Genomic DNA, 16851 nt, shown 5'->3' on the forward strand with positions numbered 1-16851 from the left:
GCGCGCACCGGGAGGAGTCAATTGATCATGGTGCCAACTATCCCTCTTTTGTGCCAACTAAAAATCCTCGTCACACTCGGTCAGCGCCGGACCCGCGGCATCCCCAGCCCGATCCACGAGATGATCTCCCGCTGGATCTCGTTGTTGCCGCCGCCGAAGGTGAAGATGACCGCCGAACGGTAGCCGCGTTCCAGCTCGCCGTGCAGGACCGCGCCCGCCGAGCCCTCCTTCAGCGCGCCGGGGGCGGCGACGATCTCCATGAGCCAGGCGTAGGCGTCGCGCCGGGCCTCGGAGCCGTAGACCTTGACGGCGGAGGCGTCCTGCGGGGTGAGGGTGCCGTCCTGGACGGCACCGACCATCCGCCAGTTGAGCAGCTTCAGCGCGTCCAGCCGGGTGTGCGTCCGGGCCAGGAGGCGGCGTACCCAGGGCAGGTCGGCGACGCGGCGGCCGTCGGCGAGCTTGGTCTCCATCGCCCAGCGCTGCACGTCGTGCAGGGCGCGGATCGCCATGGTGCCGTGGGCGGCCAGCGTCACGCGTTCGTGGTTGAGCTGGTTGGTGATCAGCCGCCAGCCCTGGTTCTCGGCGCCGACCCGGTGGGAGACGGGGACGCGGACGTTCTCGTAGTAGCTGGCCGTGGTGTCGTGCGAGGCGAGGGTGTTGATGAGGGTGCACGAGTAGCCGGGGCCGGTGGTCGGCATCAGGAGCATGGTGATGCCCTTGTGCGGCGGGGCGGCGGGATCCGTACGGACCGCCAGCCACACCCAGTCCGCCGTGTCGCCGTTGGTCGTCCAGATCTTCTGGCCGTTGACGACGTACTCGTCGCCCTCCCGGACCGCCCGGGTCCGCAGGGACGCGAGGTCGGTGCCCGCGTCGGGCTCGCTGTAGCCGATGGCGAAGTCGATCTCGCCGGAGAGGATCCTCGGCAGGAAGTAGGCCTTCTGTTCCTCGGTGCCGTACTGCATGATCGTCGGACCGACGGTGTTCAGCGCCATGAGGGGCAGCGGGACGCCGGCCTGGGCGGCCTCGTCGAAGAAGATGAACTGCTCCATCGCGGTCAGGCCGCGCCCGCCGTACTCCTCGGGCCAGCCCACGCCGAGCCAGCCGTCCGCGCCGAGCCGCCGGATGGTCTCGCGGTAGAACCGCTTCTGGGCGGCCGGGTCGCCGTGCCGGGCGTACGCGTGGTCCGGGACCAGTTCGGCGAAGTAGGCGCGCAGTTCGGTGCGCAGCCGCTGCTGCTCGGGCGTGTATTCGAGGTGCACGGCGCCTCCAGGCTCCCAAGGCCGGTCCTGTCGGCGCACACCGTAGAACGTGTTTCAGAAATTGGGAATGGCGGGCGACGGGGAACATCCCCGGTCCAGCCCGCGGAAAGCCTCCTCAGTTCAGCGTCGCGAGGAAGTCCGTGCACGCCCGCGCGCACGCACGGCACGCCGCCGCCGAGTCCTCCGCCCCCGCCTGCCGGTCGAAGACGTGCGCGGCCTCCAGGCACACGGTCCGGCACCACTCCACCTGGACGCGGATGGTCGACTCGTCCACCTGGTTCTGCTCGGACAGCACACGGCAGGTCGCGTCGCAGACCTCCGCGCACATGATGCCTTTGCGTCGTACGAGTTCCTGGTTCTCGGTGCCGTCGGGGTCCACGAGGCTCGCGCGCAACGCGCACGCCCGGGCGCACTCGGTGCACGCCTGGGCACAGGCGAAGCGGTCCTCCAGGAACCGGAACAGCTCCTGCTGGGATGTCGTCACACCGCGCGGGTAGCCCCACCGATGCCGGTCAAACCCGGTGTCGCCCAGGGTTCCGTACGGTTTTCCGGCCCTGTCGGCCGGGCACCCGGCAGGCCCGGGAACGACGACGCACGGAGGTGAGTCACATGCCCGGGCGACAGGAACTTCCGTCGACCCTGGAGCGGTCCGCCAAGGAGGCGCAGCGCACCTGGATCAAGGCGCACGACTCGGCCGTGGAGCAGTACGGCGAGGGCGAGCGCGCGCACCGCGTGGCCTTCGGGGCGCTGAAGCACACCCATGAGAAGGTCGGCGACCACTGGGAGCGCAAGGAGGGCGGCCGCAAGGCCCCGTCGGACCCGCGCTCGGCCCGGCCCCGGCAGCAGGGCGGCCGCAGCGGCGAGGGCGTCGACGAGCGTGCCTCGAAGGAGCACCTGTACGACCTCGCGAAGCGACTGGGGGTCGAGGGGCGGTCGCGCATGTCGAAGGCGGAGCTGCTGGACGCCGTCCGCAGGGAGAACCGCTCGCGGACCAGGTCCTCGCAACCGTCCTCGCGGTCGTCCGCACGGTCCTCCTCGGCGTCCAGGTGAGCCGGTTCATGGTGAGGACCAGGGGTACTCGCGCGCCATGACTAGCGCATGGATGGAGATGGCCGCGGGCCGTGGCGCCCTCGGCATCGGGCTGATCGTGGCGGGTGTGGTGGTCGTGGCCCTGCTGCTGGGGGCCTTCGTCCTCGGCGTGCGCGTCAAGCGCAGGGAGCTGCCCACGCCGCGGCCCGACGAGCAGCCGCGACTGCCCGACGGCGGCCCGGTCCGTGAGACGAGTGAGCGCCGGGAGCCCGACGAGGTGCCCAGAAGCCAGGACCGTCTGACGCCGCACGAGCTGAAGACGCACGGCAACCAGAGCGACCGGAGGAGCGCGACCCAGGAGCGTCCCCGCTGGAACGAGGGCAGCAGCGGCTCGTTCGGCAGCGGCGGCCCGGGCGGCCGCTGAGCCCCCTCCCCCGCGGCACTCCGCTCCGTACCCCACGTACGTGAACACGCCGTACATGCCGTACACGTCGTACACAGGGAAGTGAGAACCATGGCCGATCCCGCCCGCGACACCCTCCCGCTGCCGGACTACGACCATCTGCCGATCGGCGGCCTGGAGAGCCGTGTGCGGTCGCTGTCCGCGGACGAGGTGGAGGAACTGCTGGCGTACGAGCGGTCGCACGCCGACCGGCTGCCGGTGACCGAGCTGCTGGGGTCCCGCCTCGAGCAGCTGCGCGAGGGCGCGGAGCCGACGTCCGGCGATCCGGGCGCCCTGCGTCCCGAGACCGGCGAGGGGCACGGAGGCTCTCCGGTGTCACCCGCCACGTCCCCGCAGCCGTTCAGCCCGCCGCCGCACGGCACGCCCGACCAGCGGGGCAAGCCGAAGGGTGACCGCACGTAGGCGTCACCGCCGGACAGAGCCGACCGAAGGGCCCGTGCCTGTGCACGGGCCCTTTTTCGCGCGCACCGCTCAGGGTGAGGTGGATCACAGCAGGCAAGTGCAGCGTGGCGTGGGGTCCAGCGTCTTTCCAGTGGTGCAGGGGGTCACTGAGACGCGGGACGGTGGGGATGGAGCAGGTTCGGGCGGACGGCTTCGACGAGTTCGTGGCCGCCCGTTGGTCGGCGCTGCTCCATGTCGCGCGGCTGCTGACGGGCGGCGACCGGCAGCGGGCCGAGGACCTGGTGCAGGAAGCGCTGGTGAAGCTGTGGTTCGCCTGGCCGAAGGTCGCCGAGCAGGCGCCGGAGGCGTACGTCCGCACGGTGCTGGTGCGGATGGCGGCGCGCTCGGCGAAGCGGCGCTGGTGGGGTGAGCGCCCGGTGGATCAGCTGCCCGACCGGGCCGATCCGGGCGACGTGTCGTCCACCGTGGCGGAACGCTCGCGGCTGGAGGGCGCGTTGGCCCTGCTGACTCCCAAGCAGCGGGCCGCGGTGGTGCTGCGTTACTACGAGGACCTCCCCGAGGCCCAGGTCGCCGAGGCGCTGGGCTGTCCGGTGGGCACGGCACGGTCCCACGCGTCACGCGGAGTCGCACGGCTCCGCCAGATCCTGTCCGACGCCGTCAGGCCTGTGGGGTGAAGGGAGAAGCGATGGACGACTTCGAGCGGGACCTGTCGCGGCTGATGCGCGACACCCAGCAGCACACCCCCTACGAGCCCGAACATCGGCAGCGGCTGCACGCCGGCATCCGTTCCCGCCGCAGGTCGCGGCTGCTGTGGAAGGCGGGCGGCTCCGCCGTGGCGGTGGCCGGGCTCAGCGTCGGGCTCGCCCTGCTGCCGAGCATGCTCACCAGGGCCCAGCCCGCCGATCACCGGCCACAGCCCGCGACGAGCCCGACTCCCTCGCAGGACGGCGGGCCCACCTCCGACTCCCCGGACCCCAGTGCGACTCCTACCGAGCCGGAGTCGTCCCCGCCGGCGACCACGACCGGCGGCAGCACGCCTCCCGGGGGCCCGAGCACGACGATCAGCCCCACGCCGACCGCCACGGCCTCCGAGAGCCGGACCACCTCGGCGTCCCCCACGCCGCCCCCTTCCCCGACGCCCACGACGGCTCCGCCGTCCGCCCTGGAGGAGACGCAGGAGCCTTCCGCATCGGCCACCGAGTAGCCGCCTGAGCGGCCCTTCCCGTCAGGGGCGTCAGCCCTCCTGACCCCGTCACCGCCCCGAACACCGCCCCGGGCGCCTTCCGCCTGCCCGGAACCGGCGCCCGTGCACGTCCGGCGCCAGAAAGAGACCGTGAAGCAGCCATGAGAACCGTACGGCGGCCGGCCCTGGCCGACCGCCCGACCACCGAGCTGTCCGCGTTGCCGCGCCGGGCGCCCTTGCCCGCGCACCACCCGGATCCCGTCCTCGACGTCGTCGTCCCCGTGTTCAACGAGGAGAACGACCTGGAGCCCTGCGTCCGGCGCCTGCACGTGCATCTCGCCGAGACCTTCCCCTACTCCTTCCGGATCACCATCGCCGACAACGCCAGCACCGACCGGACCCCGCTCATCGCGGCGCGGCTGGCCGCGGAGCTGCCCGGCACGGACTGGATCCGGCTGGCCGAGAAGGGGCGCGGCCGTGCGCTGCACACCGCCTGGTCACGCTCGGGCGCCCCCGTGCTGGCGTATCTCGACGTGGACCTGTCCACGGACCTCGCGGCGCTGCTGCCGCTGGTCGCGCCGCTGATCTCCGGCCACTCGGACATCGCCATCGGCACCCGGCTGGCGCGCGGTTCGCGGGTGGTGCGCGGACCGAAGCGGGAGATCATCTCCCGCTGCTACAACGGTCTGCTGCGCGGCACGCTCGCCGTGGGGTTCTCCGACGCGCAGTGCGGGTTCAAGGCGGTGCGGCGGGACGTCGCCGAGCGGCTGCTCCCCCTGGTGGAGGACCGCGAGTGGTTCTTCGACACCGAGTTGCTGGTCATCGCCGAGCGCGCGGGGCTGCGGATCCACGAGGTGCCGGTGGACTGGGTGGACGACCCGGACAGCCGGGTGCACATCCTGTCCACGGCCCTGGCCGACCTGCGCGGCATGGCCAGGCTCGGGGGTGCGCTGGCGTGCGGTCGGCTGCCGCTGTCCGCGCTCCGCCGCAGCGGCGGTGACCTCGCCGGGGAGCTGCCGGCGGGCCTGGCCCGGCAGGTGGTGCGCTTCGCCGCGGTCGGGGTCGCCAGCACCCTGTGCTACCTGCTGCTCTACACGGCCCTCCGGCCACCGACGGGGGCGCAGGCCGCCAACGCGCTGGCCCTGCTGGCCAGTGCGGTCGCCAACACCGCAGCCAACCGGCGGCTCACCTTCGGGGTGCGGGGGCGCTGCGGCGCGCTGCGGCACCACCTCAAGGGGCTCGCGGCCTTCCTGGTCGGGCTGGCGCTGACCAGCGGTTCGCTGGCGGCCCTCCACCACGCCGTCCCCGGGGCCGGCCACCGGGTCGAACTCGTGACGCTCGTCGCCGCCAACCTGGCCGCGACGCTGCTGCGCTTCCTCCTCTTCCGGGCCTGGGTGTTCCCCGCCCGCCACGACGCCCGTCCCACTCCCCGTACGACAGGATCCTCATGAGCACCGTCGAGCTGCGTCGACCGCCGTCCGGCCTCGACGACGCCCACGAAGTCCCCGGCGGCTCCCGGGAGTTCCGCCGACGCCTGCGCGGGGCCGCCGTGCGCTACGGGCCCGTGCTGCTGACGTACGGCGTGCTGAAGCTGGCCGGCTTCGCCGTCTTCATGTACCTACTGGACTCCGCGGGCGACTTCCGGAAGAAGAACCCGCGTTTCGGCGGCGGTGAACACGCCTGGGACGTCCTGGCCAGCTGGGACGGCTGGTGGTACCAGCAGATCGCCCAGCACGGGTACGACCCCGCGCTGAAACCGGTCCCGGGCGCGACGGGCCTGATCACGCTGGAGGGCAACTCGGCGGCGTTCTTCCCGCTGTACCCGACGCTGATGCGGCTGGTCTCGGAGGGCACCGGACTCGGTCTGTACGGCGCCGGCATGACGGTCTCGGTCGTCGCGTCGTTCGTCGCCGCCCTCGGCATCTACGCCGTGACGCATCGGCTGTGCGGTCACCGGGCCGGGCTGGCCGCGGCCGGACTGTGGGCCGTCTGGCCCGGTTCGGGCACCCAGTGGTCGGGCTACTCGGAGTCCCTCTACACGGCACTCGCCGCATGGGCCTGTCACGCCGTCATGTCCCGCCGCTGGCTCACCGCCGGGCTGCTGACCTGCGCGGCCGGGCTGTGCCGGCCCACCGCCGCCGCGCTGGTCGCCGCCCTCGCGGTCGCCGCGCTGCTGTCCCTGCGCCGACGGGAGGACGGGGTCCGGCGTCCGCTGGGCGCCGTGGCGATCGCGCCGCTGGGTCTCTTCGGCTACCTGGCGTGGGTCAACTACCGCATGGGCGACATCAACGGCTACTCCAAGCTCCAGGACGGCGCCTGGGCCCACAAGTTCGACTGGGGAGCCCACTCGTTCAACGTGCTGACGTCCATCCCGGTCGGGCACTTCGACTATCTCTTCGCTACGCCCTTCCTGGACGTCATCGGTGTCTGCGTGGTGCTGACGGCGCCGGTGCTGACCGTGCTGCTACTGCGTCTGAGACCGCCCGCCGTGCTCGTCGTCTACACGGTCCTCTCGTACCTCATGGTGATGGCCACCCAGCAGATCTTCGGCAACGTCTCGCGCTATCTGCTCCCGCTCTTCCCGCTGTTCGTCCCGCTCGCCCTCGCCCTGCGCCGGCTCAGGTGGCCGTCCCTGGTCGCCGTGCTCGGCACGGCCGCGCTGGCCTCCGGGTCGTACGGGGGGTATGTGCTGTTCGAACTCGGGGTGCCGTAAAGAGCGTCGGGCGGCTCATGAGATGCCCCCGAAACATTCCCTTCACGCAGGAAGTATTTAGGGGTAACGCCCGCTGCCTACCGTGCCTGCCTTGTCAGTCCCCAACCCGCAGCAAGGAGGCGTGGCATGAGTACCGAGCCACGACTGGCCGAGGTCGCCGAGCCGGAACCCGCACAGAAGGCGGCACCGGGCGCCGACCAGGCCGTCAAGGAGACCCTCGAGGACTACACGCTCCGCTTCGCGCCGCGCAGTTACCGGCGCTGGACCCCGATGGTGGTGGCGACGACCGCGCTCGGCGGCATCGCCTACATGGCCGACTTCTCCATCGGCGCCGGCATCGGTCTGGCCCACGGGACGGGCAACGCGCTGCTCGCGATCGCCGTCGCCGCCGTCGTCATCTTCGTGACCGGTTTTCCGCTGGCCTACTACGGGGCCCGCTACAACATCGACCTGGACCTGATCACGCGGGGCTCCGGCTTCGGTTACTTCGGGTCGGTGCTCACCAGCGTCATCTTCGCCAGCTTCACCTTCATCTTCTTCGCCCTCGAGGGCTCGATCATGGCCCAGGGCCTGAAGCTGGGCCTCGGACTGCCGCTGTGGCTGGGCTACTTGGTGTCCACGCTCATGGTGATCCCCCTGGTCATCTACGGCATGACGGCGCTGAGCAAGCTCCAGGTGTGGACCACCCCGATCTGGCTGCTGCTGATGGTCGGTCCGCTGGTCTACCTGGTCGCCACCGACCCGGGGACCGTCGACCGTTTCCTCGCCTACGCGGGCACGGACGGGGACGGCGGCGTCAACACCGCCTCCGTGCTGCTGGGCGCGGGCGTGTGTCTGTCGCTCATCGCGCAGATCGGCGAGCAGATCGACTACCTCCGCTTCATGCCGCCCAAGACGGAGGCCAACAAGCGGAGTTGGTGGACGGCCGTGGTGATGGCCGGCCCCGGCTGGGTGGTGCTGGGCGCGCTGAAGCAGGCCATCGGGGTGTTCCTCGCGGTCTACATCATCGCCGAGGTCGGTGCCACCGCCGCACCCGAGCCGATCCAGCAGTTCAAGCACGCCTTCGACGCGATGATGCCGTCCTGGCTCGTCCTCCCGCTGGCCGTGGCCCTGGTCGTGATCAGCCAGATCAAGATCAACGTGACGAACGCGTACTCCGGCTCCCTCGCCTGGACCAACTCCTTCACCCGGGTCACGAGGCGCTACCCGGGCCGGATGGTCTTCGTCCTGGTCAACCTCGGCTTCGCGCTCGCCCTGATGGAGGCCGACATGTTCAGCTTCCTCAACAGCATCCTGGGCTTCTACTCGAACTGCGCGATCGCCTGGGTGGTCACCGTGGCCACCGACATCGGCATCAACAAGTACGTACTGAAGCTGTCCCCGCACGCCCCCGAGTTCCGCCGCGGCATGCTCTACGCCGTCAACCCGGTCGGGGTCGTGTCCTTCGTCGCCGCCTCCGCGCTGTCCATCGCCATGTACTTCCACGCGCTGGGCGACACGCTCCAGCCGTACTCCCCCGTCGCCGCGGCCGTCATCGCGTTCGTCCTCACCCCGCTGATGGCCGTGGTCACCAAGGGCAGGTACTACCTGCGCCGCACCGACGACGGCATCGCCGAGCCGCTCCTCGACGAGGACGGCAACCCCAGCGCCAGCACCTACGAGTGCCACGTGTGCCGGCAGCGGTTCGAGCGGCCGGACGTGGCCGCCTGCCGGACGCACGACGCCGTCGTCTGCTCGCTCTGCCTGAGCACCGACAAGGTCGGCGACCACGTCTTGCCGGAGGCACCCGCCGTCGTATGACACTCAGGGGGGCGGAGGCCATGAGGCGCTTCCGCCCCTTCGGCACGTACCAAGTCGGTCTCGGACTCCCTTGGCCACCACCCGCGAAGGGGCGGCCCCGCGCACCGGGCGGCATACTGATCTTGCGTTGCGCAGTGATGCGGGCCGATGGTCGGAGAGGAGACGACGGGACGTGACCACCGAAGGGCCGGGCGGCGGACGGGGAACGCCCGACGAGCCGGACGGCACTCCCCCGATCCCGGACGACGTGTGGCTGAGGTTCCTCACGGACAGCGAGCACGCCATACGCGCCTCCGCGCCCAGGGAGCCCTCCGCGCAGGAGCGGGCGGCGGGACTGCGGCTCCAACCCCCCTACGCCGTCGGTGACCTGTGGCAGCCGGAGGACCTGTGGGTCCGCGTGGCCTGGCCCGACCTGGACCGCCGTGCCAAGGTCCGGCGCGTGGGACGGGTCGTCGCCACCGCCGCCGCAGTGGCTCTGGCGCTGGGAGCCTGGTCCCAGTTGTCCACCGGCGCGGGCGCGGATCCCCGGCCGGGAACGGGCACCGTGCGGCAGGTGGAGGGAGCGACCGCGCGGCTGCCCACGGCCACTCCCTTCCCGTCCGGATCGCCCGCCCCGGCACCCCCCAGGTAGCACACACAGGACGGGTACGGTCCCGCACGGCCGCCTACGATGAGCTCACAGACCAAATTTGGGCGCTCGTCCGGGCGCGGCCCCCGCAGGCGAGTCATCAGGGACGCGCACGCCGACGAAAGGGGGACAGACATGAGCGCGCCACGCCTCAGCAGTACGCCGTTGCCGGGCATAGGTGTCCGCTACGACCTGACGACCCGGGACAGCCGCCGCCTGTCCGTGGTCGCCCACCGCGACGGCCACCGGACGATCAGCGCCTACCGCAACGACGACCCGGACGCCTGCGACCTGTCGGTACGTCTGACGGCGGAGGAGGCGGCGACGCTCATCGACGCGCTGATGCCCGCGCACCACACGCCGAACCTGCTGTCCACCACCGACCTGGGGCTCGTCGCCGAGCGGATCGAACTGTCCGGCACCTCGCACTGGAACGGCCGGCTCCTGGGCGAGTCCCGGATCCGCACCGATACCGGCGCGTCCATCGTGGCGGTGCTGCGCAGGGCCGAGGCGATCCCCTCCCCCACGCCGGACTTCCGGCTCGCCGGCGGTGACACGCTCATCGTCATCGGGACCCGCGAGGGCGTGGAGGCTGCCGCCGCGATACTCGGGCGGGAGTGACCCGCCATGCACTCCTCCGCGGTGTTCCTGATCGAGTTCGGCTGCCTCATCCTCGGGCTCGGGCTGCTCGGCCGCCTCGCCGGGCGCTTCAGCTTCTCGCCGATCCCTCTCTACCTGCTGGCCGGGCTGGCCTTCGGCGAGGGCGGACTGCTGCCGATGGTCGCCAGCGAGGACTTCGTCGCCATCGGCGCCGAGATCGGTGTCATCCTGCTGCTGCTCATGCTGGGCCTGGAGTACACGGCCACCGACCTCGTCTCCAACCTCAGGACCCACTACCCGGCCGGGATCGTCGACGCCGTCCTCAACGCCCTGCCCGGAGCAGTGCTCGCCCTGCTGCTCGGCTGGGGCCCCGTCGCGGCCGTCGTGCTGGCCGGGGTCACCTGGGTCTCCTCCTCCGGCGTCATCGCCAGGGTCCTCGGCGAACTGGGGCGGCTCGGCAACCGCGAGACCCCGGCCATCCTGAGCATCCTGGTCCTCGAGGACCTCTCCATGGCGGTCTACCTGCCGATCGTCACCGCCCTGCTGGCCGGAGTGGGTCTGGCCGCGGGTGCCGTCACGCTGGCCATCGCCCTGGGCGTGGCCACACTCGTGCTCGTCCTCGCGGTGCGCTACGGCCGCCATGTCTCCCGCTTCGTCTCCAGCGACGACCCCGAGAAACTGCTGCTGGTGGTGCTCGGCGTGACCCTGGTGGTCGCCGGGCTCGCGCAGCAACTCCAGGTGTCCGCGGCCGTGGGCGCCTTCCTGGTGGGCATCGCGCTGTCCGGCGAGGTCGCCGAGGGCGCGACGAGCCTGCTCGCGCCGCTGCGGGACCTGTTCGCCGCGGTGTTCTTCGTCTTCTTCGGCCTGCACACCGACCCGGCCAGCATCCCGCCCGTACTGCTGCCCGCGCTCGCCCTGGCGGCCGTCACCACCGCGACGAAGATCGCCACCGGCTACTGGGCCGCGCGCCGCGCCGGGATCGGGCCCAAGGGCCGCTGGCGCGCCGGCGGCACGCTCGTGGCCCGCGGCGAGTTCTCCATCGTCATCGCCGGGCTCGCCGTCACGTCCGGCATCGAGCCCTCTCTGGGCCCGCTCGCCACGGCGTACGTCCTCATCCTGGTCCTGCTCGGCCCGCTGACCGCGCGCTACACCGAGCCCGTCGCCACCGGCCTGACCGGCCGCCTGCGCCGGAAACGGAGCACGTCCGGCGCTGCGTCGGCACCTGTTCCCCCGGGCGCCCACGAGTCCATCGACGACCAGGACATCGTCGGCCGCACGTGACCGGCCCGGCAGGGCCGGGCCGGGTCGCGACTGGTGCGCTTGCCTCCCGCGGCCCACACCCCCTGCCACCTCGTCCGCGGCAGGGGGACGCGCGTACGGCCGCGAGAAGTTCGGGGGCCTCACGGCTGACCACGGCGGACGCCTGACGGGCGGGGCCGCCTGTCCTGCGGGAGCGTGGCGCCCGGCAGACTCCGCGAGCCGCCGGGGTACGGCTGCACTCCCGAGCCCGCCGCGCGAAGGCCCTCCGGGCGGAAGCCCGACGCCCGGCGCACCCCACTCGCCGACAGCGCGCGACCGCACCCCCGCCCGCAGCGCGACAGCGCACCGCGCTAAAGACCCCCGCCTGCCGGCAAAAGACCCCCGACGACGGCGTACAGCCATATCCCCCGTGCCTGCCCCCCCCTCGGAGGCCCGCGCGCGGCAGTCCCCGCCGGCCGACGAGGTACGGCTGCGCTCCGTGCCGGCCGTGCGAAGGCGCCACGCACAGCGACACACGGCCTCACCCCCCGTCCGGCGCCCGGAGGCGCCCCGCAGGGGTCGCTGCCGGTGCCCGGTCAGCCCGTCTTCCAGCCCCGGCGGGTGTCGATCCGCTCCCATTCCGCGCCCCACTGCGCCATGCGCCGCCGGTCCATGAACAGCCGTGTCAGCCAGGCGGCGCCCAGCACCGTCCCGCCCGCGAGGGCTCCTGCCAGACCGCCGCCCACGGTCGTGTGCAGCCAGGCCTCGCCCGCGGACACCGGTGGGGTCGTGATGTCACCGCTCCTGTTCACCCACAGGGGGACCGTCTTCCCGGCTGGGGTCCGGGGCGGCACCCGTGCCTGCTCCGTGTGCGTCGAGCCGTCCGGCGCGGTCCACCGCACCTTCGCCCACACCCGGTGATCGCTCGCCGCGCGGGCCGGTGACGGGCCCGGCGCGTCTTCGACGGCGACCGCGGAAACCCGACGGCTCTCGGCCTGCTGTCGTTCGACGGCCTGCTCGACCGCGCCCGCCGCCATCAGGCCCGCGCACACACCGCCGAGCAGGGCGAGCACCCAGCCGGCGAGCACGACCCAGGCTTCGACGACGTCGATACGCCGCTTGAGCGCGTTGCGCCGCCACCGCCACCACCGCACGGTCACACGCTCTGAGGCTTCCATCGGCCGACACCCCCTCGTGAGCACCGGCAGCACCCTTCCAGTGTGCGCCTGAACCGGGTCCCTGTCGGCCTATCACTCAGCCGGAGAACGCGGCGATCCGTACCCGGTCGCTCTCGTCGCCGGACAGGAAGGACGCCAGCGCTCGCCCTTCCCCCGCGACGGAGTCCCGGTCGGCCCGGGAGAGGCGGCGCAGCGGGGTGACCAGGACGGTGTCCGTCTCGACGCTCCAGGTCGCGGCGACCCGGCCGTCGACCAGGACGACGCGGGCGCCTTCGACCGACAGGCCGCGATGGGCTTCGTCGATGATCCGGCCTCGGTCGTGGTAGCCGAGGATCGCGTTGTCGAACGCCGGCAGGAACCGCACCGGCGCGGGGGTGTCGGGGTCGGGGCGCGGCGCGTCGGGGAGGTCCAGCAGTTCCCGGCCGCGCTCGTCGCGGAAGGCGACCAGTTCCTCGCGCAGGGCGGATACCGCGGCCGGCAGTCCCGCCAGTCCGCACCAGGCGCGCAGATCGGCCGAGGCGGCGGGGCCGAACGCGGCCAGGTAACGCCGTACCAGCGTCTGCCCCACGGGATCGGAGTCGTCCAGGACCGGTGCGTCGATCTCGCGCCCCAGCCAGGAGGAGACCAGGGCGTAGCGCACTCCCGCCCTGGTGCGCCACAGTCCGCGCGGCGGCAGTTGCACCATGGGGAGCAGGCCGGCGACCAGCATCTCGCCCAGTGGCCGGGCCCCTGCCGCGGGCCAGCGGCCGGCGACGGCTCCCGCGAGGTCCCCCATGGAGCGGGGTTCGCCGTCGGCCATGACCTCCCGACCCGCCGCCGCGAGTTCGCCGAGGTCCACTCCCTCCAGCTCGCGGCGGTACGTCCCGAGCACCCGTTGGCGCAGCATCGCGTCGTGGCGGGCCCGCCAGGCCACGAGGTCGGCGGCGGTGACGAGGTGGACGGTGCGGCGCATGAGATGGGTCCGCACCACACACCGCCCGGTCAGCAGCCCCGACAGCACCTCCGGATCGAACGCCCGCAGCCGGGACCAGAGCCCGATGAACGGTTCCTGCGGTTCCTGCGCCTGGAGACCGCACAGATGAGCGACGGCGTCGAGGACCGGCAGGTCGGCGCGGTCGAGGAGCAACTGCCGCGCGAGGGTGGCACGGTTGAGCGCCCGGGCGTCGAGAACGGTCAATGGAGCACCTCGGCCTTCGAGTCGTGTGCCGGCCCGTGGTCCGAGAGGTCCGGGCGGCTTGCCCGATCACCGTCGCACCCGATGCGGTCAGGCTGTGACCGCATCAGCCGTCACGCTCCGGCATGAGGCCGGGGCGGCGGCGGAAGCGTCCGGTCAGCGCGGCCCTGCCGTGGTTCCCCGCACGACCGACGACGGGGCGAGGGCGATCTCGCGGGACTCGGTACGGCCGCCGTCGAGGCGGTCGACGGCGGCCGCGACGGCCTGCCGGGCCTGTTCCTCGGCGTTCTGGCTGACGGTGGTCAGGTCGAAGGCGTCCAGCCGGGACAGCGTGTCGTCGTAGCCGGCGACGGACACCGTGCCGCGGACGTCGACGCCGGCGCGCCGGAAGGCGGTGAGGAGACCGATGGCGCTCTGGTCGTTGAACGCCACGACGGCGGTCGGCAGGTCGCCGCTGCCGAGCAGGTGCCGGCCGGCCCTCTCCCCGGCCTGCTCCGTGCTGTCCCCGTGGATGACCCTGATGTGCTCGTCGAGTCCGTGCCTGCGCATGGCACTCCGGTAGCCGCGGCGCCGGTCGGTGGCGATCAGGTGGTGCGAAGGACGCCACGCTCTGCCCGGGCGCGGACATCCGCGGCGTGCTGGACACGTCGTTCACGCGCGTGCCCGCCGACGCGCCGGGCAAAGTGCCCACCGGCTACGGGTTCTGGTGCAACGCCTGACCGGAGAACCCGGCGTGGAAGTTCGTCGCCGTCGGCGAGGGACACGACGTGGCCTACTGGACGGAGTTCCTGCGCGCCCTCGCCGAGGTCGACCCGGACATGGCGGTGAACATCGAACACGAGGACGCCGCCTACTCGCAGACCGAGGGCCTGGCCCTGGCCGCGAAGAACCTCCACAGCGCCGCTGCCGCCCTGTGACGCGGCTTCGCGTCCGGCCTCGTCTCCGCCGGCCGGGGGCCGGCCCCGGCCGCGAGCGGCTCATCGGCGTTGCCATTCCTCCGCGAGGAGCCGGTACGAGCGCACCCGGTCGGCGTGGCCGTGGGTGATGGTGGTGACGAGCAGCTCGTCGGCGCCGGTGGCCTCCCTCAGTTGTTCGAGCTGGTCGGCGACGCGCCCGGGCGAGCCGACGAACCGGGTGTCGACGCGGTCGGCGACCAGGGCCCGGTCCTGCTCGGTCCAGTCGTGGGCGTGGGCCTGTTCGGGGGTCGGGAAGGGGATCGCGCCCTCGGCGGTGCGGATGCTGCGGACCCACAGGCCGTAGCCGGTGGCCAGTTCGCGGGCGGTGTCGTCGTCCTCGGCGACGACGACGTCCGCCGAGACGCTGACGTAGGGCTTGTCGAGGTGGTCGGACGGCTGGAACGCGGCCCGGTACCCCTCGGCCGCCTCCAGTACGGTGGCCGGGCTGACATGGTAGTTGGCGGTGAAGCGCAGACCGTTGCGGCCCGCGACGTCGGCGCTCTCCCCGCCGCTGCTGCCGAGGATCCATACCTGCACGTCGGCGCCTTCTCCCGGGACGGCGTGAGCTTCGAGCCCGTCCGCCGAGCGGTAGTCGCCGCGCAGCAACGCGAGGATGTCGCCGATCTGTTCGCCGTAGTCCTGGTGCCGGGCGCCCGGTTGCCGCAGCAGTTGCTGCTGGAGCCTGAGGCGTGGTGAGTCCCGCAAGTGGTCGGGCGAGAACCGGGGCGGGATCTTCAGGCCGTTGGGGGTGCGCCCGTCGACGACGGGGGTGGTGGTCGGGCGGGGTGCCGCCGGCTGTCCCGGGGGACGTCCGCCGGAGCGGCCGAGGCCCAGGTCGAGTCGCCCGGGGTGCAGGGCGTCGATCAGGCCGAACTCCTCGACGGTGGACAGGGCCGTGCGGTGGCCGAGTTGTACGGCGCCGGAGCCGATCCTGATCGTGGAGGTCGCGGCGGCGGTCAGGGCCAGCAGCACGGCGGGAGAGGTGCCGGCCACGCCCGGGTTGAGGTGGTGCTCGGCGAACCAGTAACGGCTGTAGCCGAACCGCTCGGTCTGCCGCGCGAGGTCGATCGTGTGGTGCAGCGCCTCGGCGGCGGTGGAGCCGGACGGGATCGGGACGAGGTCGAGGACCCCGAGAGGGATGCCGGACATGGTCGGGTGCTCCTCAGCGGTCGGTGGGCGGGACTGCGGGCAGGCGGACGGCTAGCTGCCGGTCTTCGGCAAGCCCGGCGGGTTGATCTCCGACCTGGTCACGGCCTCGCCGGACAGGCCCCAGCGCTTCAGCACCTTCGCGTACGTGCCGTTGTCGATGATGTGGTTCAGCGCGTCGGCGAGCGGCTCGGCCAGTCCGCTGTCCTTCTTGGTGGTGGCCGCGATGAGGCCCTGGAGCCGGGCGCCGGCGCCCGAGTAGGTGCCGACGACCTCCGTCCTGCCGGTGGTGGCCGCGTGGTAGGCGGCGGTCGGGTTGGGGCCGAGGTAGAGGTCTATTCGGCCGGACTGGAGGGCGAGGTAGGTGTCGCTGTCGCTCTGGTAGTACTTGATGTCCACCGGCTTCCGGCCGGCCTTCTTGTTCTCCGCCGACCACTCGACCAGCAGTTTCTCCTGGTTGGTGCCGCTGCCCACGGCGACGGTCTTTCCGGCGACGTCCTGGGGCCCGGTGACCTTCAGGCCGCTGCCCTTCCTCGCCTCGAAGGCCAGGTTGTCCTCGCGGTAGGTGGCGAAGTCGTACTTCTCCTTGCGTTCCTCGGTGACGGTGATGTTGCTGAGGCCGGCGTCGTACTTGGCGCTGTCGAGGCCGACGAAGATGTTCTCCCACGACACGGTGTTGAGGTGCGCCTTCAGACCGAGGACGTCGGCGACCAGGTGGGCGATGTCCGGCTCGACGCCGATGACGGTCCTGTTGTCCGTGGCGTAGAAGGTCAGGGGCGCCGCGGAGCCGGACGAGGCGACGAGTTCCAGGGTGCCTCTCCTGCGGATGCGCTCCGGGACTTCGGCCGCTATGGAGTCGACCTTGCCGGTGGTGACACGGTTCTGGTCGGGGCTGATGTTGATCTTCGTCTCGTTGCCGGGTGTGGCCGCGACCTCCGCCGTGCCGCCGTCGGTCGGGTTGGCGCAGGCGGCGAGGACGAGGGCGCCGACGAGTCCGAGCGCTGCCGCGGTGGTGGTACGGCGGGGGACGAGAGTGGTCACGGAGGTGCTCCTTGCGTGCGGGACCGTGCGGGACGGGTCG

General features: G+C 72.3%; 19 protein-coding genes. 12 read left to right on the top strand and 7 right to left on the bottom strand.

The genetic code is table 11. The features are described 5' to 3' along the window. Positions 1–80: 80 nt before the first annotated feature. Together MQE23_RS03170 and MQE23_RS03175 are read right to left on the bottom strand one after the other, a co-directional pair. Entirely contained in the window at positions 81–1259 is a 1179-nt protein-coding gene (locus tag MQE23_RS03170) for an acyl-CoA dehydrogenase family protein (RefSeq protein ID WP_020273025.1), read from the bottom strand. 115 nt (positions 1260–1374) lie between these two features. After that, on the bottom strand, positions 1375–1743 hold the full coding sequence (locus MQE23_RS03175; RefSeq protein ID WP_020273024.1) for a hypothetical protein: 369 nt from the start codon (positions 1741–1743) through the stop codon (positions 1375–1377). Positions 1744–1868: 125 nt separating this feature from the next. On the opposite strand from MQE23_RS03175, the gene MQE23_RS03180 reads away from it, so the two are divergent. The 11 genes from MQE23_RS03180 to MQE23_RS03230 all read left to right on the top strand — a co-directional run bounded on the left by MQE23_RS03180 (position 1869) and on the right by MQE23_RS03230 (position 11358). Beyond that, a complete protein-coding gene (locus MQE23_RS03180; protein WP_020273023.1) occupies positions 1869–2309 on the top strand; it encodes a ChaB family protein in 441 nt (146 codons plus the stop codon). Between the two features lie 37 nt (positions 2310–2346). Next, complete coding sequence (locus MQE23_RS03185; RefSeq protein ID WP_037669554.1) at positions 2347–2712, top strand: DUF6479 family protein; 366 nt, start codon at positions 2347–2349, stop codon at positions 2710–2712. Between the two features lie 90 nt (positions 2713–2802). Beyond that, positions 2803–3153, top strand: coding sequence for a hypothetical protein (locus tag MQE23_RS03190; protein WP_020273021.1), 351 nt, complete (start codon positions 2803–2805; stop codon positions 3151–3153). 167 nt (positions 3154–3320) lie between these two features. Then, the gene (locus tag MQE23_RS03195) at positions 3321–3827 is read left to right on the top strand and encodes a SigE family RNA polymerase sigma factor (RefSeq protein WP_020273020.1); all 507 of its coding nucleotides are present in this window, start codon (positions 3321–3323) and stop codon (positions 3825–3827) included. Positions 3828–3838: 11 nt separating this feature from the next. After that, positions 3839–4357, top strand: a complete 519-nt coding sequence (locus MQE23_RS03200) for a hypothetical protein (RefSeq protein ID WP_020273019.1) — start codon at positions 3839–3841, stop codon at positions 4355–4357. 140 nt (positions 4358–4497) lie between these two features. Beyond that, on the top strand, positions 4498–5787 hold the full coding sequence (locus tag MQE23_RS03205) for a bifunctional glycosyltransferase family 2/GtrA family protein (protein WP_243378174.1): 1290 nt from the start codon (positions 4498–4500) through the stop codon (positions 5785–5787). Continuing rightward, a complete protein-coding gene (locus MQE23_RS03210) occupies positions 5784–7049 on the top strand; it encodes a glycosyltransferase family 39 protein (RefSeq protein ID WP_243378176.1) in 1266 nt (421 codons plus the stop codon). Before MQE23_RS03205 ends, MQE23_RS03210 begins: the two co-directional genes overlap by 4 nt. A gap of 126 nt (positions 7050–7175) precedes the next feature. Next, entirely contained in the window at positions 7176–8849 is a 1674-nt protein-coding gene (locus tag MQE23_RS03215) for an allantoin permease (protein ID WP_243378177.1), read from the top strand. Positions 8850–9021: 172 nt separating this feature from the next. Beyond that, positions 9022–9480 (top strand): hypothetical protein, encoded by a 459-nt coding sequence (locus MQE23_RS03220; protein ID WP_243378178.1) that lies wholly within the window; start codon positions 9022–9024, stop codon positions 9478–9480. 132 nt (positions 9481–9612) lie between these two features. Next, positions 9613–10098, top strand: a complete 486-nt coding sequence (locus MQE23_RS03225) for a TrkA C-terminal domain-containing protein (RefSeq protein ID WP_037669551.1) — start codon at positions 9613–9615, stop codon at positions 10096–10098. A gap of 6 nt (positions 10099–10104) precedes the next feature. Beyond that, a complete protein-coding gene (locus MQE23_RS03230) occupies positions 10105–11358 on the top strand; it encodes a cation:proton antiporter (protein WP_020273012.1) in 1254 nt (417 codons plus the stop codon). A gap of 554 nt (positions 11359–11912) precedes the next feature. Here the strand turns inward: MQE23_RS03230 and MQE23_RS03235 are convergent. The 3 genes from MQE23_RS03235 to MQE23_RS03245 all read right to left on the bottom strand — a co-directional run bounded on the left by MQE23_RS03235 (position 11913) and on the right by MQE23_RS03245 (position 14256). After that, positions 11913–12494 carry a hypothetical protein gene (locus tag MQE23_RS03235; protein ID WP_243378179.1) on the bottom strand — a complete coding sequence of 194 codons (582 nt, stop codon included), beginning with the start codon at positions 12492–12494 and terminating at the stop codon, positions 11913–11915. Positions 12495–12570: 76 nt separating this feature from the next. Beyond that, the gene (locus tag MQE23_RS03240) at positions 12571–13671 is read right to left on the bottom strand and encodes a winged helix DNA-binding domain-containing protein (protein WP_020273010.1); all 1101 of its coding nucleotides are present in this window, start codon (positions 13669–13671) and stop codon (positions 12571–12573) included. 153 nt (positions 13672–13824) lie between these two features. Then, positions 13825–14256, bottom strand: a complete 432-nt coding sequence (locus MQE23_RS03245; RefSeq protein ID WP_347710162.1) for a substrate-binding domain-containing protein — start codon at positions 14254–14256, stop codon at positions 13825–13827. 179 nt (positions 14257–14435) lie between these two features. Here MQE23_RS03245 and MQE23_RS03250 point away from each other — a divergent pair, with 179 nt between their 5' ends. After that, positions 14436–14585 (top strand): hypothetical protein, encoded by a 150-nt coding sequence (locus MQE23_RS03250; RefSeq protein ID WP_020273380.1) that lies wholly within the window; start codon positions 14436–14438, stop codon positions 14583–14585. A gap of 60 nt (positions 14586–14645) precedes the next feature. Here MQE23_RS03250 and MQE23_RS03255 read toward each other — a convergent pair whose 3' ends face one another. After that, positions 14646–15773, bottom strand: coding sequence for an LLM class flavin-dependent oxidoreductase (locus MQE23_RS03255; protein ID WP_243378181.1), 1128 nt, complete (start codon positions 15771–15773; stop codon positions 14646–14648). A 51-nt stretch (positions 15774–15824) separates the two neighbouring features. Then, positions 15825–16811 (bottom strand): ABC transporter substrate-binding protein, encoded by a 987-nt coding sequence (locus MQE23_RS03260; protein WP_243378182.1) that lies wholly within the window; start codon positions 16809–16811, stop codon positions 15825–15827. Positions 16812–16851 lie beyond the last annotated feature (40 nt).

This window comes from Streptomyces sp. HP-A2021, assembly GCF_022807935.1.
Classification (GTDB): domain Bacteria; phylum Actinomycetota; class Actinomycetes; order Streptomycetales; family Streptomycetaceae; genus Streptomyces; species Streptomyces afghaniensis.